Origin of the sequence: Paenibacillus sp. BR1-192 (genome assembly GCF_029542445.1) — a bacterium.
Taxonomy (GTDB): Bacteria; Bacillota; Bacilli; order Paenibacillales; family Paenibacillaceae; genus Paenibacillus_AQ; species Paenibacillus_AQ lautus_A.
Genome location: NZ_CP120718.1, coordinates 2,586,453 through 2,610,888, shown reverse-complemented (window position 1 = coordinate 2,610,888; position 24,436 = coordinate 2,586,453). Strand labels below are relative to the sequence as shown.

The window sequence follows — 24,436 nt, the reverse complement described above, 5'->3', positions numbered from 1 at the left end:
CACCCTTATCCCGAAATAGGAGCTACCCTTCTTGCTCGACCAGGACTTGCAGTAGAGCCGACAAGCCCAATGTGTAACTCGCCGCGCCAAAACCCGCGATTTGTCCGACAGCCACAGGCGCTATGACGGAGGTATGACGAAATTCCTCTCTGGCGTGAATGTTCGAGAGATGAACCTCCACTGTCGGAATGCGGGCAGAACTGATGGCATCACGCACAGCGTAGCTGTAGTGAGTCAGTGCTCCCGGATTAAGAAGTATGCCGTCAGCCTGTCCGATCGCTTCATGAATACGGTCAATGATAGCACCCTCATGATTAGACTGAAAGAAGGTAATACCGATACCGGCGAGATCCGCCTGTTTACGCAAATTATCTTCGATCGCCTGCAGGCTGAGCGAACCATAAATGCCCGGTTCCCGGAAGCCGAGCAGGTTTAAGTTCGGTCCGTTTATCACCCATATGGATTTCATAGGGCTTCCCACCTTTTCGTCAAATAACCAAAAGCTATTTTACCATAGGCGGCATCGGGTTGAGAAGTTTTTCTTGGCTAACCCGTCAGCTTCTTCGGTTCACGCAGTTTCTCGTCGGTGAATTCCTGCGCAATCGTATAACCGATAAAGAGGCCCCATAATATAAAAATACAAACCTCCGAAATGTTTGTATCCCAGGACAGCTTCTTCACTGGGTCCGTCAGCCGTAGCCAGGGATTGAGCGCAACAAACAGAACCGCCCACCACACGATTCCGTAAGCAATTCCGGGCCATGGGCCCTTCAGCTTCCTGAACAGGGTTACATAAATGAGGGAAGCGATGACGGAAAAGGCGATGAAAGACAGCCAACCTGCGATTTGCCCGGCTGTGGTCTTGAGGAATTCATGTTTGAAGAATGGCTCCAGCAAAAAACCGGGCACGACCTTCGTGAATCTCAACCAGTAAAAGATCCAAAGCACGCCCCCCCAGATCAGGCCGGCATAATAGCCTAGCTCCAGGGCAAACGTAAACGGATTGGTTATCTGGTTCTGCTTACGAAATTGATGTTCATGCATGGATTGATTCTCCTCTTCTTCGGTTATCGAAAAGCCCCGCTGTTTCTCCATTTCATCTCTGAAAGTAGTATGCACCGCTTCCCCTGCCCTAATCCAACTAGAAATTACTTTCAAAATTCGATACAATAGTTCATAGAACGAATAACATGTCAGGGAGGGTGAACTGGTTGTCCGATAAGTCAACCCCGATCAGCTATGGAGGCCAAGCTGTAATCGAAGGCGTTATGTTCGGCGGCAAGCATGTGAATGTGACGGCCGTGCGGCGTAAAAATAATGAAATCAAGTTTCTCGAGGTGCCTCGCGAAGACAAGGCATGGGTTCGGAAGCTGCGGAAGATCCCGCTTCTTCGCGGCATCGTCAGTCTCATAGATTCTACTATCAAAGGCTCCAAACATTTGAATTACTCTGCCGATGCTTATGCTGACGATACGCTGGAGCCCGAAGAACGCGAGAAGCAGAAAGAGAAAGAAGACTCCGGCTGGAGTTTAAGCATGATTATCGGTGTGGCCGCCGTCAGCGTGCTTTCCTTTGTTTTCGGCAAGCTGCTGTTTACACTCGTTCCTGTTTTTGTAGAGGATTTCTTTTTTGGCGATACATTTGATCACTATATCGTGCATAACCTGATTGAAGGCGTTATTAAATTAATACTGCTCCTCGTGTATCTATGGGCGATCTCCCAAACACCGGTCATAAAAAGGCTCTTTCAGTACCACGGCGCCGAACACAAAGTCATCAGCGCATTCGAAGCCGGCGAAGAGTTGACGGTGAAGAACGTTCAGAAATATACGCGGCTGCATTATCGCTGCGGCAGCAGCTTCATGATGCTGACCATTGTGCTCGGCGTTGTTGTCTACTCGGTGGTGCCATGGGATACCATGACGCAGCGGGTCATTCAAAGAATTGCGCTTCTTCCGGTCGTGCTTGGCGTTTCCTTTGAATTCCTGAAATTGACCAATGCCATGCGGGACCTGCCGGTACTCCGTTTCCTCGGATATCCCGGTCTGTGGCTGCAGCTTCTGACGACGAAGGAACCTACTGATGATCAAGTTGAAGTATCCATCGCATCCTTTAACAGAATGCGTGAGTTAGATGCTCAATACGAGAATGTTACAGTTCACCAATCTGTGACAGGAAGTGTGCTGGATCCCGCGAAAGGGTGATAATCCATGAGAAGGCATGCGATCATTTTTTGGACGGCGATAACATTGGCCGCCATAGGGCTACTGGTATTCCTGTTAGACCCTGGATCAAGAATGAGAATATTGATTCCTCTAATTATTGTTGCTGTCGTGTATGTGCTTTACAAGTTCCCGCCACGCCGTTTTAACAAACGTCCCAAGGTGAAGCCTTCCAAGCGGACGGCCGCGAAACTGGCGGCGGCTAAGAACAGCACCGTACGCAAAAGCAACCCAACGGCTAAACGTAAACAGTATCCGTTTCAAGTGATCGATGGGCACAAAGGAAAATCCGACCCATCCGATGATGTTCCTAAATACCATTAACCGGAAAAACCGCCCGCCCGCGCATGCATATGCCGGGTGGACGGTTTTTTTAATGTTCGGCATTCCAGCGGGTGAAAAACATCGTGCCGGCCGTCAGACCGGAATTGTATAAATTCTCGCTTTCCTCTTTGGTCAGATTAAAATGGGTGGTGCCGATGCCGAGCGTCGGAATTTTGATCGTGCGATTTCGGTTTTGCTGCTCGATATAACGTTCATCGTGTGCGGAGAGCATCGTCTCGAACATGGCGGTTAACATCCCGATCGGGCCTTCGATCAGATGAGGCAGGTTGCTGTTCTTCCCGACCATCTGAAAGCCCAGCACCGGCAGGGGCTTAGGCCCACCCTTCGATTCGCGATCAAAGAGCCATAAGGGGAAGTTGCTGAGCAGTCCCCCATCCACGATATAAACAAATTGCTCGCCGAACGATTTGCCTTTTGCGGCCCTGCCCAACAAACGCAGGATGACGGGGTCAAAAAAATAGGGGATGCTGCAGCTCATGCGCACAGCCTTGGCTACCGGAAAGGTGGCAGGATTGATCCCGTATTGGCGGAGATCATCCGGAAGCACCAGCAGCCTGCCATTGGTGATGTCCGATGCCACGATATAAAGCTTCCCTGCCGGGATGTCCGAGAAGGTAAATATCCCTTTGGCCAGCAGGATTTCCCTTATCCAATTCTCCAGAGCTTCTCCGGAATAGAGCCCTTTCTTAATCAAGACCCGCAAGGCAGGACCGATAAACTTTGTATTAAAAATGGGTGCCCTCTGGAGAAACGAATGAAAGGGCGTTTCCTCGATAATGCGCTTGATTTCGTCAGCACGGTAACCAGCTGCCAGCACGGATGCCACGATGGAGCCCGAGGACGTTCCGGCAACGCGGCTGAATACCATGCCGGCATTCTCCGCCGCCTTGACAGCCCCGGCAAGCGAGATGCCCTTGACCCCCCCGCCTTCAAAAACCGCATTGATCTGCATATAAAAATCCCCCGCCTCACATGGTCTAATGACTATGTATGAGCGCGGGGGATGTTTCATACCTATAGGACGTGCAGATTTATCTATAATATGATTGCAATTGATCTTTAATGCCTAACGGATTGCTTAAAATATTCTCTGCTCTAAAGAAAATGCTGCCTTTCACTTCGGCATGGTTTTGATTGTACTTCAATTGATTGATGATTTCCGATGCGCTCTGCCAGCCGATTTCGCTGGTTCCCAGTTTGTAGGGGGCATGGCCGATCAGAAGATCTACGCCGGTTCCTTGTACTTCGCCGGCCCACCAGTCCACCAGCTTATCATAGTCGGCTGCCGGGTTACTCATGCTCCAGTAGATCTGCGGTGCAACGTAATCGATCCAGCCGTTCTGGATCCAGGTCCGCACATCGGCATACATGCTGTCATACGCCGTTACACCGGCCTTCGTATCCGATCCCGTCTTATCCACGGACTGGTTACGCCATACGCCGAAAGGGCTGATTCCGTATTCGACGTCCGGTTTCACGCGATGAATGCTCTCTCCGAGCGATTGGACAAAGGCATTGATATTTCCGCGGCGCCAATCCGCCAGATTGGCGTAGGCCCCATTATTGAACTCGCGGTATGCCGCGTCATCGTTAAAGACCGTATTGGACGGATAGAAGTAGTCGTCCAGATGGATGCCGTCAATATCGTATCCGTTAACGACCTCCATGATCGTATCGATGATATGCTGCCTGGCTTCTGGAATCCCAGGGTTGATGTACAGCTGCTTGCCTGTATTCACGATCCAATCCGGATGGCTTAGCGCAACATGGGACGGATGGAGCGATGCCGTCAAAATATCGGTGTTCGCCCGGAATGGATTAAACCAAGCGTGAAATTCCATATTCCGTTTGTGCGTTTCCTCTACCATGAAAGCAACCGGGTCGTAACCCGGATCGGCACCTTGAATGCCCGTCAACACCTTCGACCACGGTACCATGGTGGAAGGATACAATGCATCACCGGCCGGACGTACCTGCACGTACACGGTATTGATGCCGACATCCTGGAGCGAATCCAGCAAGGCGATGTAAGAGGCTTGCTGCTGTTCCGCGCTGGTCTTCGTTTTCGGCCAGTCCAGATTGAACACGGTGGATATCCAGGCCCCTCTGACTTCATCCCCGGTTGATACCGGCGGAGGAACGACGACCGAGCCTGTGGACAGCGAGATGCGCTGTGCCGCCTGATTCCACTCCACTTGAACGCCCAGATTCTCGCTGATGAAACGCAGCGGAACCATGACCCGGCCGTTCTTGATTTCAACGGAAGCATCCAGTGCTACCGATGATCCATTCACGAGGGCGGTTTTTTTGCCGGATGTCAATTGCAGGCTCGAACCGTCCTTTCCGATTGTTACCGTCTTCGACTTCTGATTCCAAGCGACCGAAGCGCCAAGTCCTTCACTGATGATCCGCGTAGGAACCATGGTTACGTTAACCTTCGGCAATATGTAAGGAGATACGTCACTGTTCAGGTTTACACCGTCCAGCTGAATGCTGATACGAGCCGCCTTCGCTTGCGCGGTTGGGACCACCGACGGGAGACACAATAACAGCATGATCAGCACCAACAACCATCTACGAAGCTTCATTTCTATTAATCCTCCGAAAATATGAAATTTGCAGGTAATCTAACCTATTACTATAACCATGTAAATATGACGGTTCAGTTTAAAAAAGCATCTGTCACAAGCGGACAGATGCCACATTACGATTCGTTGACTAATTCGTTATGAACGTCACGCAAATCCTGAAGTCGATTCTCATCACGCTTGAAATATTCCACAAGCGTCTCAATTCTCGTAATGGAATCCCAGCTCAAGTGATGCTCGATTCCTTCAACGTCCCTGTAAATGTTTTCATCCTGTACACCGATCATCTCAAGGAATTCCTCAAGCAAATGATGACGTTCCATGAGCCGCTTGCCCATTTTTTTGCCCTTGCTGGTCAGAACCAAACCACGATATTTTTCATAGATCAAATATTCGTCTTTGTCCAGCTTTTGAATCATTTTCGTGACGGATGAGGGGTGAACCTCCAAGCCTTCGGCAATATCCGAAACGCGCGCATATCCTTTTTCGTCGATCAACTTGTAGATGCGCTCCAAATAATCCTCCATGCTAGGTGTCGGCATCTTATTCCCTCTTTTCTATAATTACATAACCCGTGCCATAAAACTGTTTTACCTGCATTAGTAATGATACATGTTTTTGAGACCCCTTGGCAAGTCCTGGTCCAATCCTCATGTCAATATGGGCCTATGTCAATATGGACCTATAAATTGAACCAGCCTTACCCAACGCCATTAGAATTTAAGCCATTCCGGCGTAATGCCTTGCAGCCAAATCGTAATCTTGTACATTTGATCCGTGAAGAGCAGAACCCCCATCAGAATCATCAAGACGCCGCCGACCTTCATCAGCGTGCTTGAATATTTAAGAATCCAGCGGGTGGAGCCGATGAAAAAGGCCAGGATGAAAAACGGCACCGCAAACCCGAGCGAATATGAAGTGATCAGCGGGAACCACGTTCCCGGATCGGAAGCTGCAAGCGCGATGATCGCCGTCAAAATCGGTCCTACGCAAGGCGACCAGCCTGCGGCGAAGCCGATACCAAATAGAAATGTTCCTATGTATCCGGTCGGTTTGGATTTAAAATTGAATTTCCGGTCCTTCATGAGAAACTTAGGCTGGAAAATGCCGATAAGCATAAGTCCCATCACGATGATCAGCAGCGCGGATAACTGTCGAATCAGATCCTGGTATTCCGTGAAAAACTCCCCGAACAGGCCTGCCCCCCAACCGAGAGTGTAATAAACAGCAGAAAACCCAAGGATGAACGCGAGTGTGTGCGTCATGGTCCGGAAACGGACCTCCTTGCGGTTCTGTTCGTTCTTTAAGTCATTGACCGACATGCCTGTAATAATGGATAAATAGGACGGGTACAGCGGCAGGCAGCATGGAGATATAAATGAAGCGAAACCGGCCGCAAACGCGATGCCGATATTAATATCAGCCATTTGATTTTAGAACCCCCTTATGTCGTAAAGCCCTTTTTGCCGACAAGCGTAATGATGAGCAGGCTGATCAGCAGCAGCACGATGGTGGCGCCGGGTGCCAAATTAAATACGCCGGCAAGCATCAGTCCCCCGATAACGGCAATTTCGGAGATGATCACCGATAATACGATGGAGCTTCGGAAGCTTCTCGCCAGCAATAAACTGATCGCTACCGGAATGGTCAGCAATGCGGAGACCAGAAGCGCGCCCACAATCTTGATGGCGGTGCTTACGACAAGCGCCGTCAGCACCGTAATGATCATGTTCATCCATTTGACGGGCAGGCCGCTGACGCTGGCCGCATCCTCCTCGAAGCTGAGCAGGAAAAATTCCTTGAAGAACATTACCACTACCGCAATGACAACGACGGTAACGCCGCCTACCATATAAATATCCGTGGAATCCAGCGTATAGATGCTTCCGAACAAATAACTCATGACATCCGTATTATAGCCCATTCCCAGCGTGAAAAACAGCGAGGCCAGCGCAACGCCGCCCGACATAATAATGGCGATGGACAGCTCGGCATAACTTTTGTAGGCCTTTCTCAGCTTCTCAATCGCAAAAGAGGCCAGCACCGCAAATACCAATCCTGCGGCAAGCGGGTAGACTTCGATCAAAAATCCGAGTGCCACGCCCGCTATCGTGACGTGCGACAACGTATCGCCGATCATCGACAGCCTGCGCAGCACGAGGAATATTCCGATAAGCGGGGCCGTAATCCCGATCAGAACCCCACCGATCAGCGCCCGCTGGAAAAAATCGCTAAGCAAAATATCAAGCAATGACAACGTCTCCTTCTCCTGCATCCATAAGTTTGTTTCTATGATTATACGAGCGAATGCTGCAAGTCCACTTCCGCGCAGTTTTCGATTTCATGGGAATGCCGGACGAAAAACTGAATCTTTCCGTTTTGCGATACCGGCGATTCGCCCAGGTAGTCTTTGACCATGTCCAAATCATGGGTGACCATCAGGAACGTCATATGGTGATGGGCATGCATATGGGTGATCAATTCAAAGAATCCGGCTTGGGTCTCCGCATCAATGCCGATTGTCGGCTCGTCCAGTATAAGCAGATCCGGACGATTGATCAGCGCGCGAGCAAGGAATACGCGCTGCTGCTGGCCTCCGGACAAGGCGCCGATCCGTTTATCGGCAATATCCTGAATGCGCATCACTTCCAGCGCGTCCTCGCATTTCTGATGGTCCAGGCGGCTCAAACGGCGAAACATTTTTTTTCGATTATATAGACCGGACATGACGACTTCGCGCACGGTGGCAGGGAATAGCGGGTTGAACGCATTTTTTTGCGGAACATAACCTATTCGCTCCCAGTCCTGGAATTTACGGATCGGCTGGCCGAACAGTTCAATGGTCCCTTCCGCGGCGGGAAGCAAGCCGACGATCATGCGGAGCAGGGTGGTTTTACCCGCGCCGTTAGATCCGACGATGCCAACGAAGTCCCGCTCTTTTATGGTGAAATTAAGATCCTTGATCACCTGTTGATCCCGGTAATGAAAGGATACATCCTTGATTTGTACGATAGGTTGGTGGCAATCCTGCGCTGCCGGCTCCATAAACAGGCCGCCTTTCTCTCTGTAGTCTCTCTATAATAAATATACGAGTCCGTATACGTTCATAACACGAAAGAAGAGGGGGATATGATCCCCCTTCTTCCTTATTGTAAAGCCTTCGTTAGATTTTGCAAATTTTTCTCCATCAGCGTGAAATAATTCTCGCCGCTGCTTGCCTGCTCCTTGGTCAGCCCCTCCACCGGATTCAGCACCAAGGTTTCCACGCCCGCTTCATTGGCCAGCGTTTTGGCCAGTTTATCCGATACGAGTTCTTCGAAGAAAATATATTTCACTTCCTTCTCTTTCACCGTCTTAGTCAGGTTCACGATATCCTGCGCTCTCGGCTCGGCGTCTGGCGACAGTCCCATAATCGCATGCTGCGTCAAACCGTAGTCCCGGCATAGATAACCGAATGCCTGGTGGGATACGACGATATCTTTTTTCGGCAGTTTGGACAGCTCGCTCGCAAAGTCGTTATCCAGTTTGACCAGCTTCTCTTTTAACGCTTCATAGCGCTGTTCATAGCCGTCCTTATGTTCCGGATCGACCTCGACCAGGCTGTTCTTGATATTTTCTGCCATGACCAGCGCGGATTTCGGGCTTACCCAAGTATGCGGATCCGTATGATGGGTATCCGTGTTCGTCTCGGCTGCCTCTTCCTCGTGATCATGGCCTGCATGATCTTCTTCGGTGCCTTCCTCATGGCTGTGGTCGTGCGCTTCAGCGCCTTCTCCATGACTGTGGTCGTGTTCCTCTTCATGGGCTGCTTCACCATGCCCGTGGCCATCATCCCCCACGGCGTCGATCAGTTGGATCCCTTGGGAAACGATGACTGGTTTCACTTGCGTATCTTTATCGAGACCCTTTAAGAATCCAGGCGCCCAGCCTTCCAGCCCTGCACCATTATAAAGAAACAGCTGAGCCTTGGAGGTATTGACGATATCCTGGCTCCGCGGCGTCCAATCATGAGGTTCCACGCCCGTTGGCAGAAGATTCACGACATTGACCTCGTCTCCGCCGATTTCCTTCGTAAATTCATATATTGGATAGAAGGTCGTAATGACGTTAACCTTGCCTTCAACAATGCTTCCGCCGGATTTGCTTCCGCAGCCCGACAGGATGAGCATCGCCAGCAACATCGAAGTTACGCTCCAGGTCCAGCCGTTCAGTTTGTTCTTGCTCTTTCTCTTGTTCATGTTCATCTCCCCCACATTCGCTCCGCTCAACTAATCGTAAACTTTACTAAAAAGATTATAAGAGCAGTTCGACGTGATTGTCAACCAAATCGTAAAAGTTACTATTAGTTTTTCATATAGAACTCAGGTACCCCGCGTATTAGAGGAAAAAAATAACGGCGTACCCTTAACAGGGTACACCGTCTGATCCAACTTAATTCAACGCAGGCGTCATTTATTTCACGATGGCGCCGTTTGGCATGCCCTCCGGCACGGTTGCCAGCGTGAGCTGATCCCCGTAGGAAGCGGCCAAAATCATGCCTTGCGACATTTCGCCTCTAAGCTTCACCGGCTTCAGGTTTGTCACGCAAATCACTTTGCGTCCCACCAATTCCTCCGGCGTATAGAACTTCGCAATGCCGGACACCACCTGCCGCTGCTCAAACCCGAGATCCAGCTGCAGCTTCAGCAGCTTGTCCGCTTTCTTGACAGGCTCGGCGGCGATGACCTGTGCTACGCGCAGCTCAACCTTGGCGAAATCCTCGATGCCGATTTCCTCTTTGAGCTCCACAGGCTCCGCTCCGCTATCGGCGGACGAAGCTGCCGCCGAACCCGTCGGCTCTTCCTCGGCTGCCTTCTTGCCGCCAGTCATCGCTTCAGCGATGTAGGCCACTTCCAGCTCCGCATCCAAGCGAGGGAAGATCGGCTCGCCCTTTTGAAGCTTCGTACCAGCCGGTATCGCTCCGAGCTGGCGTCCGCTTTCCCAAGTTGTCAATTCCCCTTCCGCCAAGCCGAGCTGTTCCCACATTTTCTTCGGCGTGCGGGTCAGGAACGGCTGCAGCAGGATCGATGCAATCCGCAGCGTCTCGACCAAATGGCTCATAACGGAAGCAAGCTCATGCCGTTTGCTCTCGTCTTTGGCCAGCGTCCACGGCTGGGTCTCATCGATGTATTTGTTGCTGCGGCTGACAAACTGGCTGATCGCCGTCAGCGCAACCGAGAACTCCATATTCTCCATGGCGGTTTCGACTTTGTCATAAACGGACTTGGCCGCTTCCTCGATCGCGGCATCAAAAGGCGTTACGCCTGCCGAGAAAGCCGGAACCTCCCCGCCGAAGTATTTATCGACCATGGCCACGGTGCGGTTCAGCAGGTTGCCCAAATCATTGGCGAGGTCGGAGTTCACCCGCTCTACGAAGCTTTCCGGCGTAAACGTGCCGTCCGCCCCGAACGGAACTTCGCGCAGCAAGTAATAACGAAGCGCGTCGAGACCATACCGGTCGATCATCGTGACCGGGTCGACCACATTCCCTTTGGATTTGGACATTTTGCCGTCCTTCATGAGCAGCCAGCCGTGGGCAAACACTTTTTTCGGAAGCGGCACATCGAGCGCCATCAAGATGATCGGCCAATAGATCGTATGGAAACGCACGATTTCCTTGCTCATCAGGTGAACGTCCGCCGGCCAGTATTTGTCATACAGGCTGGTGTCCTCCGTACCGTAACCGAGTGCCGTGATGTAGTTCAGGAGTGCATCGATCCACACGTAGATGACATGTTTCGGATCGCTCTTGACCTTAACCCCCCACTCATAGGTTGTACGGGACACAGCCAGATCCTCAAGACCCGGTTTAATGAAGTTGTTGATCATCTCGTTCTTGCGGGATACCGGCTGAATGAAATCCGGATTCTCCTCGTAATACTGAAGCAGGCGGTCCACATACTTGCTCATGCGGAAGAAGTAGCTCTCCTCCTTCACGAGCTCCACCGGCCGGCCGCAGTCCGGACAATTGCCGTTGACCAGCTGACGTTCCAGGAAGAACGACTCGCAAGGCGTACAGTACCACCCTTCGTATTCGCCCTTGTAGATGTCGTCCTGCTTCAGCAGACGTTCGAATACTTCCTGCACCACCGTGGTGTGGCGCTTCTCCGTGGTACGAATGAAGTCTTCGTTCGATATGTCCAGCTTTTTCCACAGATCCTTGATGCCTGCCACGATGTCGTCAACGAACTGCTGCGGGGTTTTTCCGGCCTCTGCCGCTTTGCGTTCGATCTTCTGCCCGTGCTCATCGGTCCCCGTCAAATAACGGACATCGTATCCGCGAAGCCGTTTGTAGCGGGCCATGGCGTCGCCGGCCACCGTTGTGTAAGCATGTCCGATATGCAGCTTGTCGCTCGGATAATAGATCGGCGTCGTAATATAAAACGTCTTTTTGTCTGCCATTGTAACCTTCCTTTACCGTAAAATTGATTGTCGCATCAAGCGATTCCTTAGGAAAACCAGCAGTAAACAGCAAAAAACCCCCGCCCCTATGGGACGAGAGTTATTCTCACGTGTTACCACCCAAATTCCCCGTACCCTTGCGGGCAACAGGCTCATCTGCCGTCATACGGCGTCCATTAACGCTGGCTCACGCCGCTTCTTTACGGCAGCCACTGGCTGCAGCGCTCAAAAACGGATCCTCCAAGACCATTTTCCGAAATTCGCCAAGACCGGTTTCCAGCTCCTCCGGCTCTCTGTTCAAGGCAAGCTTTTCGTACTTATCTCTTCCTCGGATATACCTATAATTTCTTACATTTTAATCAAACGAGCCGCAGCGTGTCAAGGTGTGCATCGATCCAAGGCATCCCCCTGGCTGCGGGCGGCATGCTTTCGGTTATCATCCATATGATACCCCAAAAAAATCGCTATTCCTCTGTCAATGAAGACGACATCTTATCCTTGCGCGGCGGGACCAAATCGATGCCTCCAGGATGAAACGGATGACATCTCGCGATCCGCTTAGCAGCCAGCCAGGAGCCCTTCAGCGCACCATGCACCTCAATCGCTTCCAAGGCATATGCCGAGCAGGTTGGATAGAAGCGGCAAGTCGCCGGTTTCAGAGGAGAAATGAATTTCCGATAGAAGTGTATCGGCACCTTCACTACCCTGCGCGCCGTGCTCATGCCCGGCTGTCCCGATTTCCTCCACCGGCCTGCGAAGTTTCCTTATCGTTATTGTCCTTGCCGCAATCCCGGCAGTATCCGAACACTTCGAATTTATGCTGGACCACCTGGAAATCGTCCGGTGCATCGGTCAGCTGCATCGGGCAGAAGGTAATCGGATAGGTCTTCTGGCACTGCAGGCAGATCATGTGATGATGATGGTGTTCTTCGCTGCAGCGTCCCCGGAACTTGACGCCTTCCTCGAACACGACTTGCTCCAATACGCCAAGCTCGTACAATACCCGAAGATTCCGGTATACCGTATCAAAGCTCAAACCGCTGTACTTCCGGCCCATATATTCGTATACATCCTTGGCCGTCAAATATCCAGGATGTTCCCCAAACAATTTGGCAAGCGTCTTGCGCTGATCGGTAATGCGCAGCCCATGTTCCGACATGGCGTCGATGATCTGTTCCGTCGTAAGCATACGCAATAACCTCCTCTACTTGAAGATACTCTCTCCTTATAATGCCTGAAAAAAATGACAGCGTCAATGAAAGCGGTTGTGAACAGGCAAACCGCCTGCCAAGCAGCCAGGAGCTTGAAAGGCTAACGGACGGCATAAACCTGCCCCTCCCTCGGCATAAACCAACAAAAAAGGACAGCCCGGGCCGTGTTTCGGCTGATGGGCTGTCCGCTTGTTGTTATGAATAAATAGGATTAGTTCTTCACTTGCGGCAGCGGCTGGAGCAGAATGTTGATCGGCAGGCTGCTTCCCGGTGCTGCCGTAAACAGAATTTCCACCGTCTGCTCGTAATTTCCCGTACGATAGAGAACGGCGGCTTCATTCGGTGCAGATACCGCACCACCGCTGGTGTTCGGCGTCTGAATGATGTTTCCGTTCACCATCATCGCGCCCATGTATTTGCCTCCGCGCGGATTCAGCGTGATCAGCGTATTGGGTGCTACGCGGTGCAGCTTGATTTTGTACAGAACGCCGAAGTTACCGGCGTTGGATTGATATGAACCGTTAATGCCGTCATACCCTTCCAGGTTCGGATCGTTTGTCTTATCACCAATCGCAAGACGCGTAGGCGTGTTGCCTACCAAATCATAGGATTCAATGATTCGGGTCGAGTCCGGGTAGGTTCCCCGGTTATGAATGCCATCGGCCGGGTGAAGCTTCAGGTATGGAAGCTTCTGGATCGGATCCTTGGCTTCATCGATCATGATGACATCATATCGAATCGGCGAATCCGAATACAGGTCGGCAAACATGGACAGCACCTGCTGATTCTTCATTGTTTGCGCGCTCAAATCTTGCAGGATGATCCGGCTTTCGCCAGGGGCGAGCGAAATCGTCTTGAATGCATCCGCTGACTGCATGGACTCGAGATAGCGCTGCACAGCCGCTTTCCCCGTAGCAGTCGGAATGTTGATCGGACCGCCCAAACCGGTATACTCGGTGGTCAGACGCGCCGTCATCGTGTTGATGTTGGTCGCTACGACATACATCTTCATGTTCTTCCCGGTTGCATTCAAGTGGTGAATCATGAAGCGCGTGCTGGCATTGCCGATCTCGCGATATACGATACCTTCCTGATAGACGGTTTCCGGAGAGTTGCTGCGAATCAACAGGTACGGCTCGGAGCTTCTCGTAATCGGCATCAGATTCCATGTCGGCACGGCCGATCCGTCAAACGTGTATTTGTCGCCGATGCCCGTAAATAATTGATTGAATTGATCGCGCGTATACAACACTTCGCTTGTTACGTTGATGATTTTTTCGTATGAGCTGGTCGCCCCATGCTTATCGGTCACGATCAACAGCACTTTATGCGGCCCTGCCGTAAAGAAAGCCTGGTCGTTGTTTTCCCACTTAAACGTAATTTCATCGCCGGGATCGCTGTCATAACTCATGTTAATGTACGTAATTTTCTCGCCGATCTTGTATTGCTGTTTATCCGTGTCGAACATGGCCACAGGCGGCGTATTCGGTGCGGATACATGAATGCTCAAAATATACGGATCGCTCCACTCCCCGCTGGCGTCCTGTACCGAATAGGAAACCGTATGCACGCCAGGCTCGTCAAACACATCTTCCCGGCCTTCCCAATGCTCGTCTACGATAGCCAGGCCTGTCGGCGAATAGGCATTCGTCTTGTACGTTACCTTGGTTTGTCCGGCAAAGACTTCACCAGGCTGCACCGTAAAGGATGCCACCGGCTTGGAGCTCAGGCTCAGGATGATCCGCTTGTTCGGCTGGTCGACCCGGTAGGTGATGTCCAGCGCTTGCGTGATGCTGGTCAGCGGCACCATAAACGTATTATTGGACTGGTAAGCCGGTCCCTTCATCGATTTTCGAACGCCGTTCACCGTGTATACGCTGCTGTTCGTCTTAAAGCGCAGCTCATCGTTACCTCGGATAATAATCGTTTCCTTTGTCTTGCCGTCATAGGTCAGTCTCAGGCCGACACGGTCGACGAGGGATCGAATCGCGACATAGGATACGCCATTCTTGACTGCCATAGGCTGTCCGGCGGTATACGCTTTTCCGTTCTGATACATCTTGTTGCTGTTCATCATCAGGATCAGGTCATTCGGACCGAGGTTCGGTATGTTCGGAACCTCGCTGCCGGATCCGCCGCCGCTGCTGCCCCCCGGCTGTTCGCCGCTGTTGCTGCCGCTGCCCATTCCGGACAGATCGAGAATCACTTTCTTCTCCGGCTGGTTCACCTTGTATGGAATATCAAGCGCTTGCGTGATCGCGGTCAGCGGTACCATAAACACGTTGTTGCTCTGGTAGGCAGGGCCTTTCATCGGACGCACCTGTCCGTTGACTTTATAATTGCTGCTTCCTGTCGTGAATCGGAGCTCATTGCCATCCTTAATGATAATGGTTTCCTTCGTCTTATTATCGTAAGACAGCTTAAGTCCTGCGCGCTCCACCATGGCGCGAATGGCGACATAGGATACCCCTTGCTTCACGGCCATCGGCTGTCCCGCTTTGTACTGCTTGCCGTTATGGTACATCACATTGCTGTTCATCAGCAGCACCAGTTCGTTAGCGGCTGCATTGGTATTGCCGGCTTCGGGCTTGCTTTCGGCCGGGCTTCCCTCTTCGTTCTCAGATACTTCATTATCGGAAGGATCGCTTGCCGAGTCCTCCTGCTGTTCATTGGGTTCAGAAGGTGTGGCATTCGGATCGCTGGTCGTGCCTTCGATTGAATCGGAAGGTGTTTCTGTTGGCGTTGCCGGCGTTTCCTCCGCTTGCTGCAAGTCCGTCTGTTGTTCTCTGTTTGCCTGGCCTTGTCCTTCCACCGGGGACTGCAGCGCCGGTTGCCCGTTTAGCGCCGGAGCTGTAACATCCGGTGATTCAGCTGCCACGGGAAATGCCATGGATACTTGGGCCGCGGCAAGGACTGTAATCATCGAGATTCGTTTGAAATTCATTCTCTACTCCTTTAAAACTCTCAGTATAGTCTGTCTGCCTCTATTGGACATACTATTAGACGCCGACTTTCCCGAAAAGTTGCTCAGAAATGGCTGGAAAATAGGAAAACCGGAGCATTCCTAGGCAGGAAGACTCCGGTTTGGGCAACCATTATTTAATTATTGACATAGTCCTGATTACCGGTCCAGCCGAGAGGATAGGTCTTGCTGATCCCTACCGGAAGCTTACCCTCAGGCCTGACTTTGCCAACCAATACACCCGCGGCGGCATTCATGTAGTAAGGCGTATTCTCGTAGCTGCACAAATATGCGGGAACTGGCGGAAGATCATTGATATCGTACGGATTGCGGGTTGCGACGATAACGAGCGTCACATCCTCAAGCTCGCTCAGCCTGCTTACAAGCTTCTGCTGACCTTGCGGAAGACGGCTCTCGGAGGTGTACGTAGCCACCACGATCTGCTTATATCCTTCCGCGGCTTTAACGGCCTGCTCTACCTCTTCGTCGGACATATCCGTCCCGACGCGCAGATCGTCCGCCTGCACGCCGTAACTTCTCAGGGCATCCCCTAGCGTGTAGCTCTTGCTCCATGCTTCGTCGACCTGGGTCGCCTGAAGCAGCTCCGGCCAGATTACGGCAACCGCCTGCTCCGGCTTAAGAGGCAGCTGCCCTTCGTCTTTTACCAGCGTGATTCCCCTGCCTGCGATTTGAGCAAGCAGCTGTTTGGTCTCTTCGGCAACCTCGCCAATCGGGTGGACGGGAAGCTCTTCAGCGAGTTTCGCATTACGTTGTTTGAGCGCCAAAATCCGATCAACGGCTTTGTCGATCAGCTCTACCGGGAGTCTCCCGCCGCGGACAGCCTCGATGACCGCCGTAATCGCTGCCGTCTGCTCCGACAGCGTATGGCTGACCAGCACGCAGTCCGCACCTGCTTCGATCGCGCGGATCGCACCTTCCGGAATGCCGTACTCCTTGGAGATCGCATGCATCTCGAGGCAATCCGTCACGATCAAACCTTCGAAGCCCATTTCCTCCCTCAGCAGCCCCGTTAATACAGCATGAGAAAGCGTTGCAGGCAGATCACTCGGCTCAATGGCCGGGAAACTGACGTGAGCCGTCATGATGGCATCGACGCCGTCCTTGATCGCTTGTGCGAATGGGAACAGTTCAACGCTGCGGAGCCGTTCCAAATCATGCGGTACGGATGCCCGCCCCAGGTGGGAATCGACGCTGGTGTCGCCATGCCCCGGGAAGTGCTTGGCTGTAGCGGACACCCCTTCTTCCTGATAACCCTTAATCGCCGCAGTCCCGAGCTCGGCAACGGCATGGGGATCTTCGCCGAAGGAGCGCACGCCGATAACCGGGTTGCGCGGATTGTTGTTGACGTCGAGGCAAGGCGCGAAGTTCATGTTCACGCCGAGCGAACGCAATTCGCGCGCCCCGATTTGCGCCACCCTGTAGGCATCCTCTGCGCTGCCCGCTGCTCCAAGCGCCATATTGCCCGGAATTCGGCTGATGCCTTCATGATCGATTCGCGCGACCATGCCGCCCTCCTGATCAATCGAGATCAGAAGCGGAAACGGTTGGCTGCCCGAAGCGAGCTGCTGCAGGGATGCCGACAGCTCGGCAAGTTGAGGCAACGTCTTCACGTTCCGGCGGAAGTAGCAGATGCCCCCCACCTGAAATTGTTCGATCAGTATGTTGGCATGCTCATTCGGCGTCAATGCGTTGAAGCCGCATATAAACATTTGTCCTACCTTTTGCTCTAGCGTTAAATCTGCTGCCGTCCATTTCATTGATTCCAAACCTACTTTCTATCAATTTAGAGGACGCCCGCAAGTCGGAAGTAGAAGTCCTGATGATTATCTGCCTGCTTCCGTCCCATCAAAGACTCAGAGACTCGGCTCTCCGGACATTTCCCGGAATTCGGATGGCGTCATGCCGGTAGCCTTTTGAAATACCTTGGTAAAATACCGCCGCTCATGATAACCGACAAAGGAACCGATCTGTGCAATGTTCTTGTCGCTGTTCACTAACAGGAATTTGGCCGCCTCCATCCGCTGTCTCGTCAAATACTCCACGAAGGTAAGTCCGACATGATTCTTGAACAGCAAGCAGAAATAACTGGAGCTGATGCCCAGATGCTCCGAAAGCTCCTCGATCCCCAAATCCTGTCCCATGTGGGTGTTGATGTACTCCAGGGCGGACGATACCAATTGTTCGGGCGTTTTCTTAACGGCTTCGGGGTTCGGAGCCTCGTCGATCAGCGAAACGGTATTGTAATACTTTTCTTTCGCCCTCTTCTTGCGGATTTCCTCCCCGATCTCCCGAATCTTCATCTCAAGCTCCCCGTAATGAATCGGCTTGCTGATATAATCCTTAACCCCCAGCTTGATCGCTTCACGGGCATATTCAAATTCCTGATAACCCGTCAGCAAAAAGATTTCCGCCCGGCTTCCTTTCTCCCGGATCTTCGTAATGAAGGTCAGCCCGTCCATGACGGGCATCCGGATATCGCACAGAATCAAATCCGGGTTATACTGATCCGCTACTTCAAGTGCTTCCATCCCGCTGCGGGCAAGTCCGACCACCTTCATGCCCATCTCTTCCCAAGGCAGAACCTTGCTGAGATTGTTCAGGATGGGAGCCTCATCATCAACCAATAATGCCTTCAGCATGCTGCCCTTCCCCCCTGTCATAATTGGGTATGACGCATTGTATAACGGTGCCGCCGGGGCGGCTGGAGCATATGAACAGCCCATAATAAGGACCGTATTGAATTCTAAGCCGATCGGCCACGCTTCGCAGTCCAAGTCCCCGCCGTTCCTGGTTTACTTTCAGGTTCTGCATCGTCGTCTGCTCGGATACGCCATCCTCGGACACCATATACTCGAACATGGACAACTGCTCAGAGGTCATGCCGAGTCCGTTGTCCTCCACCCGGATTACGACATTGCCGAGCTCCTTCCAAGCAGAGATGCGTATCCATCCCGTATAGGAAATTCCCTCAAAGCCATGCTGGATGCTGTTCTCCACCAGGGGCTGCAGCGTCAGCTTCAGAATGCGGCTGTGCATAAGCTCTTTCGGCACGTCGATTTCGTATTCGAACAGATCCTCGAACCGAAACTTTTGAATTTCAAGATAACTTTGAAGATGCTTGATTTCTTCATCCAGCGTAATTTCTTCCTTGTCCTGTATGCTGATCCGCAATATGCTGGCAAGCCGGTACACCATCTCGCTGACCTTGCGCCCTTCATTCTGGACCGCAAGGACATTGATCGACTCCAACGTGTTAAACAGGAAGTGCGGCTTGATCTGTGCTTGCAGCACACGCATTTCCGCATCGGTCTTCTGCCTTTGCTCCTTCTTGATCTGCGCGAACAGATTGTTGATCCGGTTCATCAAATTGTTGAACCCTTTCGACAGCAGCAGAAGCTCATCCTCGCCCTTCTCTTCCACTCTTGCATTCAAATCCCCATCCTCCACGCGGCGCATAAACCGCACGATGACGGCAATCGTGCCGGTAATCCGGTTCATGAACAGGCGGTTGAACACAATCGCGGTAACCAGACAGATCCCCATGATGACAAAAAACCATTTGGCAAAGGAAGTTACCTCTTGCGACAGCGAGTTCCAATCGGTCACCGAGACGATATTCCAGCCATAATCGTTCAGATGATAAATGGAAACAATATTTTCTTTGCCGTTAAACTTGGCTTTAAAGCTTTGATAGCCTTGCTTAAACTCAACGTCACGCTTCATGTATTGACTGATATTTTGACCATCCATGCCGTTCTGCGGGTCAAACAGAATGAAGCCTTCATTGTTGACCAGCATGAATGAGGTGTTCTGCAGGTTGTTAGGGAGCGTCAGATTGCGGAAAATTTCCTCGAACTCCCATCTCTTGATCTGGACGACGAGAATTCCCAGCTTGCGGAGCGTCGTGACGTCTTTTATCAGCCTGATCTGGGTAAACACCGGATCCGCCCCCGTCAGTTCCGGAAATTCGTGCGGAGCCAGCCATTTGGGAATCCCGTTCAGCTTCACAACCTCTTCATACAAGGGACTGTTCTTAAACTGCTCATAAGGAAGCGTCCTGAAATCCTCTTTACTGAATATCGGAATGGGCGCTGATTCTTTGTTGAAATGATATAGAAACGCATAACTGATGGCAGGGTGATTATAGAGGAGATTGCGAAAGCTTCGCTGCCTGTCGTTCAATTTCAGCTGGTCCGCATTGGATTCCTTAATCAGGTTCTGCGCATCAGGATCCTTGGCATTCAGCGCCATTGCGAAGACGGAGGTGGCAATCCCGTTATCCGTGACGTACTCCATCTCCTTAAACACGTTCAAAATGCTGTAGCTGATCGCTTTTAGCGAATATTCGGCTTGCTGGCTGTACTTTTCCTCGATCGAGTTGTAGGTAATAAAGAATGTAAATAGGCCCAGCACAAATAACGGAATAATAATGAGCCCCAAAAAGGCCGTGAATAGTTTGTTCCGCAAATTCATACGCATGCTCCTGCTCCTCGTATTACCCCTTGACGCTTCCTGCGGTGACGCCTTCAATGATTTTCTCTTGCAGAACGGCATAGATGATAAGGACCGGCAGCACGCTGAATACGATCCCCGCCGACATCTGGGCGTAGTTCATATTGTAAGCGTCCCTGAAACCGACCATTCCGACAGGCAACGTTCTCAGTTCATCATTCGATAGGAAGTAGTTAGCAAGCAAGAATTCGTTCCAGTTACCCAGGAAATTGATGATGAACACGGTAACGATAGCCGGAACGGTCAGAGGTAAGATAATTCTAGCAAACAAGCCTCCGGACCTCAATCCGTCTATGACCGCGGCTTCCTCGATTTCACCGGGCAGCGACCGCATGAAGGCGGCCAGAATAATCACAGAAAACGGGATGGCATTGGCAACATAGGGCAGAATCAGGGCCATATGCGTATTCAGAATATCCAGCTGCCTCATGATGCCATAAATCGGCAGCAAGAGGGAGTTATTCGGGATCAGCATCCCGATCAAAATACATTGAAAGATGATCGCGCTGATCCGGTTGTATCTCATCCGCGTCACGGCAAAAGCCAGCATTGCCGCAAACAGGATCGATAAGCAGGCCGACAGCACGCCGATGTATAAGCTGTTCCAGAAATACGTGCTGATCTTGGCGCTCACCCAAGCGTTCACGTAGTTATCAAACACCAACGTGCTTGGCAATCCAAACGGGTTCGTTGCAATGGACTGGTTATCCACCTTCACGGATGAGAACAGGACGAACAGGAACGGATACAGGATGACGAGCAAATAAGCCATCAGGAAAATGTGCGGAATCAGTTTCTTTAGTGCCCTCATCAGTATTCAATCCTTTCGTTGCGTCTGGCGATCAGCACCTGGTAGAGCACCGTTACGATAATCGTGAAGAGGAAAATCAACACGGCGATCGAATTGCCGAAGCCATGCTTGAAACTCGTAATCGCGTATCGAATCATATATGTTGCCATAACGTCGGTGGAGCCGGCCGGCCCGCCCTTGGTCATAACCAGGATAATGTCCGCGGCTTTCATGGCTCCCGCAATCGAAAGCATGATCACAACGGAGATAATAGGCATTATTAGTGGAAGCGTGATTTTGGTAGCCCTTTGGACGCCTGTCGCTCCGTCAATCGCCGCAGCTTCGTCAAGCTCCTTGGGAATGGACAGAATTGCGGCAAGGACCATCACAATGTAAAAGCCGGTCCATTGCCAAGCGTTCGTAATCAAGATGGCGATCATGGCCCATTTGCGATCCGACAGCCAGTAGATCGGCTCGATGCCAACCAATCCCAACATCTCATTCATCAGGCCAAAGTCCGGATTGTAGATGAATCCCCACAAAATGCCGATGACAGCCGTCGACATGATGGAAGGTGCGAAAACCGCTGTTTTATACAGCCCCTTCAAACGCTTGACGTTGGCGATAAGCAGGGAGAAAACCACGATGATCGGAACCTGGATCAAGCAGGAAAAAAGTATGAAATAGACATTGTTTCGGACCGCCTTCCAGAAGGCATCGTCATTCAGGGCGGTCACATAGTTATCGAGCCCGATGTACTTCACGTCTTTGGAGATGCCGTTCCAGCTCGTAAAGCTGTTGTCAAACGCAGTGAAGATGGGATATATGAAAAAAGCCAGAAACAGCAAGAATGCCGGCAGCACAAAAACGATGTAAATCAGAGGATTTCTCAGCGCTCTGTTCATGGTAACCTCCGTATTGATGTCTGATGTTGTTTAGGCGAAAGGGCACCCCCATATGCCTTTAGCGGGTGGTGCCCTTTCGTCTGGAATTTTAGTTATTCCTCTGAAGCATTAGCCGCTTCCTGTGCTGCTTGAACATTCTCCAGCATCTTCTCGGCATCGAGCTCGCCGCCGATCACCTGCTGGATTCCCATGCTCAGCGCCGTGTTTACGTCGGCTTGGACAAGCGCATCGAAGGCAGGGAAGGATTTGTTGATTTCGCTGACGCCTTTGAAAATGTCCTGCATCAGCGGATCATCCGACGTGGAATTCATCGTTTCCAGATCCATCTTCATCGCCGGCAGTACTCCGTCTTCCTTGAGCCCGCGCAGCTGCATTTCATCCGTCCACATATTTTTGATGAATTCTTTAACCGCTTGAAGCTTGCGAGGATCCTCTGCTACCGCCGCCGAGAAGCCATATCCGTTGTTAGCGTCCTGCATGACGATGACAGGGTCGCCTTCATTCACCGGAGGCAAATTGAAATAGCCGATCTTGCCGACCATGTCGCCCGCTTGCGCCGGATCTCTAAATACGGAGTTCGCCCACGATCCGTCCATCATCATGACGGCTTCCCCGGTGATGATTTGATTTCTCATGTCCGCGTATTCAAAGCCGAGCTCGCCTTTTTTGAAGTACCCTTTCTCCACCCATTCCTGATGTTTCTTCACGCCTTCCACGACTTTCGGATCGGTCCATTTGGTTTCCCCGGTCTTGAAGCCGTAAGTCACCTCCGCTCCTGCATAATAACTCCACAGGTTATTCGTGGTCATGAGCGGAATCCATGCATCCTTGGAAGATTGCGCGAACGGAATTTTGCGGTCGGCCTTGATGGCTTCGGCGATCTGCTCAAGTTCCGCCAACGTTTTCGGTACGCTCAGACCTTTCTGGGCGAAGTAATCCTTGTTATAGAAAATACCTTCGATGGAACCGCCGATCGGCAAACCATAGATCTTGCCGTCATGCGTGAACGGGTCCAGTGTCGTAAATTTGTCCTTTATGCCGAGCTCATCCAAGATTGGGGTCAAATCGAGCATCAAGCCTTCTTTGGAATATACGCCTGCATCGGGGCTTCCGAATACGTCGAATACTTCCGGCGGCTTGCCGGCAGCCATCTCGCCTCTCAGCTTCTCTTTACGATTCACTTCAGAGTCTACAGCGTCCAGCTTGATTTTAAGCCCGGGCACCGCTTCTTCGGTTTTGCTGACCACATCGTTCAGCAATGCGAGACGGAACTTCTTGGATTCGCCTACTTGCGTATGGCGAATGGTGATTTCAAACGGCTCATTGCTCACCGTTCCTTCCGAGCCGCCTGACGGCTTTTCTGCCGCCTTGTCACCGCCGCCGCATGCAGACAAAAGCGTGGATGAGACGAACAAAAGCGACATGAATAATGCCAGACCCTTTTTCTTCATTGTCTTTGACCCTCCCGAAGTGTTTGTATATTGATAGGCGCTTTCCTTACATCTTCATTATAGAAAGCGATTCCACTTTACGATAGGTCGATATTTTTCTATCCAAGGGATAATATCCTCTACAAAAAACAATAACCCTTCCATTAAGAGGAAAGGTTATTGTTATTAATGATAACATATTGTGTTTAATATTATACAACTAAAATGAGTTCAGAACCGACGGCTATTTCTCGGAAATTTCGCCAATCAACCGGTAGGCGCGTGCGACATCTTCCTCGGACGGTGAAGGTACGCCCTCCAACGGATAGGCCATACCGAGCTCCTTCCATTTGTACACGCCCATCTGATGGTATGGCAGGATCTCGAACTTCTCCACGCCGCGCAGCGTGCGGATGAATTGACCGAGCGCCACCAAATCGTCCTCGCTGTCATGGATGCCCGGCACGTAGACGTGCCGGATCCACATGTTCCGACCATGGTCGGACAGCCAGCGGGCGGTCTTCAGCGTCCTTTCATTGGACTTGCCTGTCAGCTTGATGTGCTTCTCGTCGTTGATATGCTTCAGATCAAGGAGGACCAAGTCGGTATGCTCCAGCAATTCCGATATTTTATCCGGCTCGTTATACCCGTTGCTGTCCAGGGTCGTATGCAAATTCCAGCGGCGCTTCACTTCCTTGAACAGCTCCGTGACAAAAGGATACTGCAGCGTCGGCTCACCGCCCGAAACGGTGAGTCCTCCACCCGATGACCGGTAGTAGCTCAGATAAGGCTCAATCTCTCGGAGGACGTCATCCACCGTCATTTCATGTCCTTCATGAAGTCCCCAGGTATCCGGGTTGTGGCAGTATTGACACTTCAGGAGGCAGCCCTGCATGAAGAGCACAAAGCGGATACCCGGACCGTCCACCGTTCCGAACGTTTCTATGGAGTGTACATGACCTTTTAGCATGGCGCGTCATCCTTTCTGTATCCGCTATGGTTGTCTTCC

Annotated in this window: 22 protein-coding genes; 2 read left to right on the top strand and 20 right to left on the bottom strand. The window is 51.5% G+C overall.

The features are described from left to right. Positions 1-22: 22 nt before the first annotated feature. Positions 23-469 (bottom strand): type II 3-dehydroquinate dehydratase, encoded by a 447-nt coding sequence (aroQ, locus tag P0X86_RS11465; RefSeq protein WP_009591244.1) that lies wholly within the window; start codon positions 467-469, stop codon positions 23-25. Between the two features lie 77 nt (positions 470-546). Then, complete coding sequence (locus tag P0X86_RS11460; protein ID WP_096773508.1) at positions 547-1,044, bottom strand: YqhR family membrane protein; 498 nt, start codon at positions 1,042-1,044, stop codon at positions 547-549. Positions 1,045-1,211: 167 nt separating this feature from the next. Between P0X86_RS11460 and P0X86_RS11455 the strand changes: the two genes are divergently transcribed. After that, complete coding sequence (locus tag P0X86_RS11455; protein WP_009591233.1) at positions 1,212-2,204, top strand: DUF1385 domain-containing protein; 993 nt, start codon at positions 1,212-1,214, stop codon at positions 2,202-2,204. Positions 2,205-2,210: 6 nt separating this feature from the next. Further along, the gene (locus P0X86_RS11450; RefSeq protein ID WP_009591231.1) at positions 2,211-2,546 is read left to right on the top strand and encodes a hypothetical protein; all 336 of its coding nucleotides are present in this window, start codon (positions 2,211-2,213) and stop codon (positions 2,544-2,546) included. 49 nt (positions 2,547-2,595) lie between these two features. On the opposite strand, the gene P0X86_RS11445 is transcribed toward P0X86_RS11450, so the two are convergent. The 18 genes from P0X86_RS11445 to pflA all read right to left on the bottom strand — a co-directional run bounded on the left by P0X86_RS11445 (position 2,596) and on the right by pflA (position 24,397). Continuing rightward, positions 2,596-3,519 (bottom strand): patatin-like phospholipase family protein, encoded by a 924-nt coding sequence (locus tag P0X86_RS11445; RefSeq protein ID WP_015734444.1) that lies wholly within the window; start codon positions 3,517-3,519, stop codon positions 2,596-2,598. Positions 3,520-3,598: 79 nt separating this feature from the next. Beyond that, on the bottom strand, positions 3,599-5,155 hold the full coding sequence (locus tag P0X86_RS11440; RefSeq protein WP_096773223.1) for a family 10 glycosylhydrolase: 1,557 nt from the start codon (positions 5,153-5,155) through the stop codon (positions 3,599-3,601). A gap of 116 nt (positions 5,156-5,271) precedes the next feature. Then, positions 5,272-5,697 carry a transcriptional regulator MntR gene (gene mntR / locus P0X86_RS11435; protein ID WP_009591262.1) on the bottom strand — a complete coding sequence of 142 codons (426 nt, stop codon included), beginning with the start codon at positions 5,695-5,697 and terminating at the stop codon, positions 5,272-5,274. Positions 5,698-5,868: 171 nt separating this feature from the next. Continuing rightward, on the bottom strand, positions 5,869-6,582 hold the full coding sequence (locus tag P0X86_RS11430; protein ID WP_009591263.1) for a cytochrome c biogenesis CcdA family protein: 714 nt from the start codon (positions 6,580-6,582) through the stop codon (positions 5,869-5,871). Positions 6,583-6,599: 17 nt separating this feature from the next. Then, positions 6,600-7,430: a metal ABC transporter permease gene (locus P0X86_RS11425; RefSeq protein WP_175495141.1), complete on the bottom strand. Its 831-nt coding sequence runs from the start codon at positions 7,428-7,430 to the stop codon at positions 6,600-6,602. A 20-nt stretch (positions 7,431-7,450) separates the two neighbouring features. Further along, complete coding sequence (locus P0X86_RS11420) at positions 7,451-8,200, bottom strand: metal ABC transporter ATP-binding protein (protein ID WP_036665754.1); 750 nt, start codon at positions 8,198-8,200, stop codon at positions 7,451-7,453. Between the two features lie 101 nt (positions 8,201-8,301). Continuing rightward, positions 8,302-9,393 (bottom strand): metal ABC transporter solute-binding protein, Zn/Mn family, encoded by a 1,092-nt coding sequence (locus P0X86_RS11415; RefSeq protein WP_096773222.1) that lies wholly within the window; start codon positions 9,391-9,393, stop codon positions 8,302-8,304. Positions 9,394-9,607: 214 nt separating this feature from the next. Then, on the bottom strand, positions 9,608-11,596 hold the full coding sequence (metG, locus tag P0X86_RS11410; RefSeq protein WP_096773221.1) for a methionine--tRNA ligase: 1,989 nt from the start codon (positions 11,594-11,596) through the stop codon (positions 9,608-9,610). A 464-nt stretch (positions 11,597-12,060) separates the two neighbouring features. Beyond that, positions 12,061-12,318: a membrane protein insertion efficiency factor YidD gene (gene yidD, locus P0X86_RS11405; protein WP_096773220.1), complete on the bottom strand. Its 258-nt coding sequence runs from the start codon at positions 12,316-12,318 to the stop codon at positions 12,061-12,063. Further along, positions 12,315-12,785: a Fur family transcriptional regulator gene (locus P0X86_RS11400; RefSeq protein WP_009595022.1), complete on the bottom strand. Its 471-nt coding sequence runs from the start codon at positions 12,783-12,785 to the stop codon at positions 12,315-12,317. Before P0X86_RS11400 ends, yidD begins: the two co-directional genes overlap by 4 nt. A 233-nt stretch (positions 12,786-13,018) precedes the next feature. After that, complete coding sequence (locus P0X86_RS11395) at positions 13,019-15,751, bottom strand: copper amine oxidase N-terminal domain-containing protein (RefSeq protein ID WP_277748538.1); 2,733 nt, start codon at positions 15,749-15,751, stop codon at positions 13,019-13,021. A 155-nt stretch (positions 15,752-15,906) separates the two neighbouring features. Next, positions 15,907-17,547, bottom strand: a complete 1,641-nt coding sequence (locus P0X86_RS11390; RefSeq protein WP_096773218.1) for a glycoside hydrolase family 3 protein — start codon at positions 17,545-17,547, stop codon at positions 15,907-15,909. A gap of 96 nt (positions 17,548-17,643) precedes the next feature. Then, complete coding sequence (locus P0X86_RS11385) at positions 17,644-18,429, bottom strand: response regulator transcription factor (protein ID WP_015734435.1); 786 nt, start codon at positions 18,427-18,429, stop codon at positions 17,644-17,646. Then, positions 18,407-20,263 (bottom strand): cache domain-containing sensor histidine kinase, encoded by a 1,857-nt coding sequence (locus tag P0X86_RS11380; protein WP_090910995.1) that lies wholly within the window; start codon positions 20,261-20,263, stop codon positions 18,407-18,409. The genes P0X86_RS11385 and P0X86_RS11380 overlap by 23 nt, the downstream gene beginning before the upstream one ends. Positions 20,264-20,285: 22 nt before the next feature. Beyond that, positions 20,286-21,113: a carbohydrate ABC transporter permease gene (locus tag P0X86_RS11375; protein WP_015734433.1), complete on the bottom strand. Its 828-nt coding sequence runs from the start codon at positions 21,111-21,113 to the stop codon at positions 20,286-20,288. Beyond that, the gene (locus tag P0X86_RS11370) at positions 21,113-21,997 is read right to left on the bottom strand and encodes a carbohydrate ABC transporter permease (protein WP_015734432.1); all 885 of its coding nucleotides are present in this window, start codon (positions 21,995-21,997) and stop codon (positions 21,113-21,115) included. The genes P0X86_RS11375 and P0X86_RS11370 overlap by 1 nt, the downstream gene beginning before the upstream one ends. Before the next feature lie 92 nt (positions 21,998-22,089). Beyond that, complete coding sequence (locus P0X86_RS11365) at positions 22,090-23,448, bottom strand: ABC transporter substrate-binding protein (protein ID WP_277748537.1); 1,359 nt, start codon at positions 23,446-23,448, stop codon at positions 22,090-22,092. A gap of 223 nt (positions 23,449-23,671) precedes the next feature. After that, positions 23,672-24,397, bottom strand: coding sequence for a pyruvate formate-lyase-activating protein (gene pflA / locus P0X86_RS11360; RefSeq protein WP_277748536.1), 726 nt, complete (start codon positions 24,395-24,397; stop codon positions 23,672-23,674). Positions 24,398-24,436 lie beyond the last annotated feature (39 nt).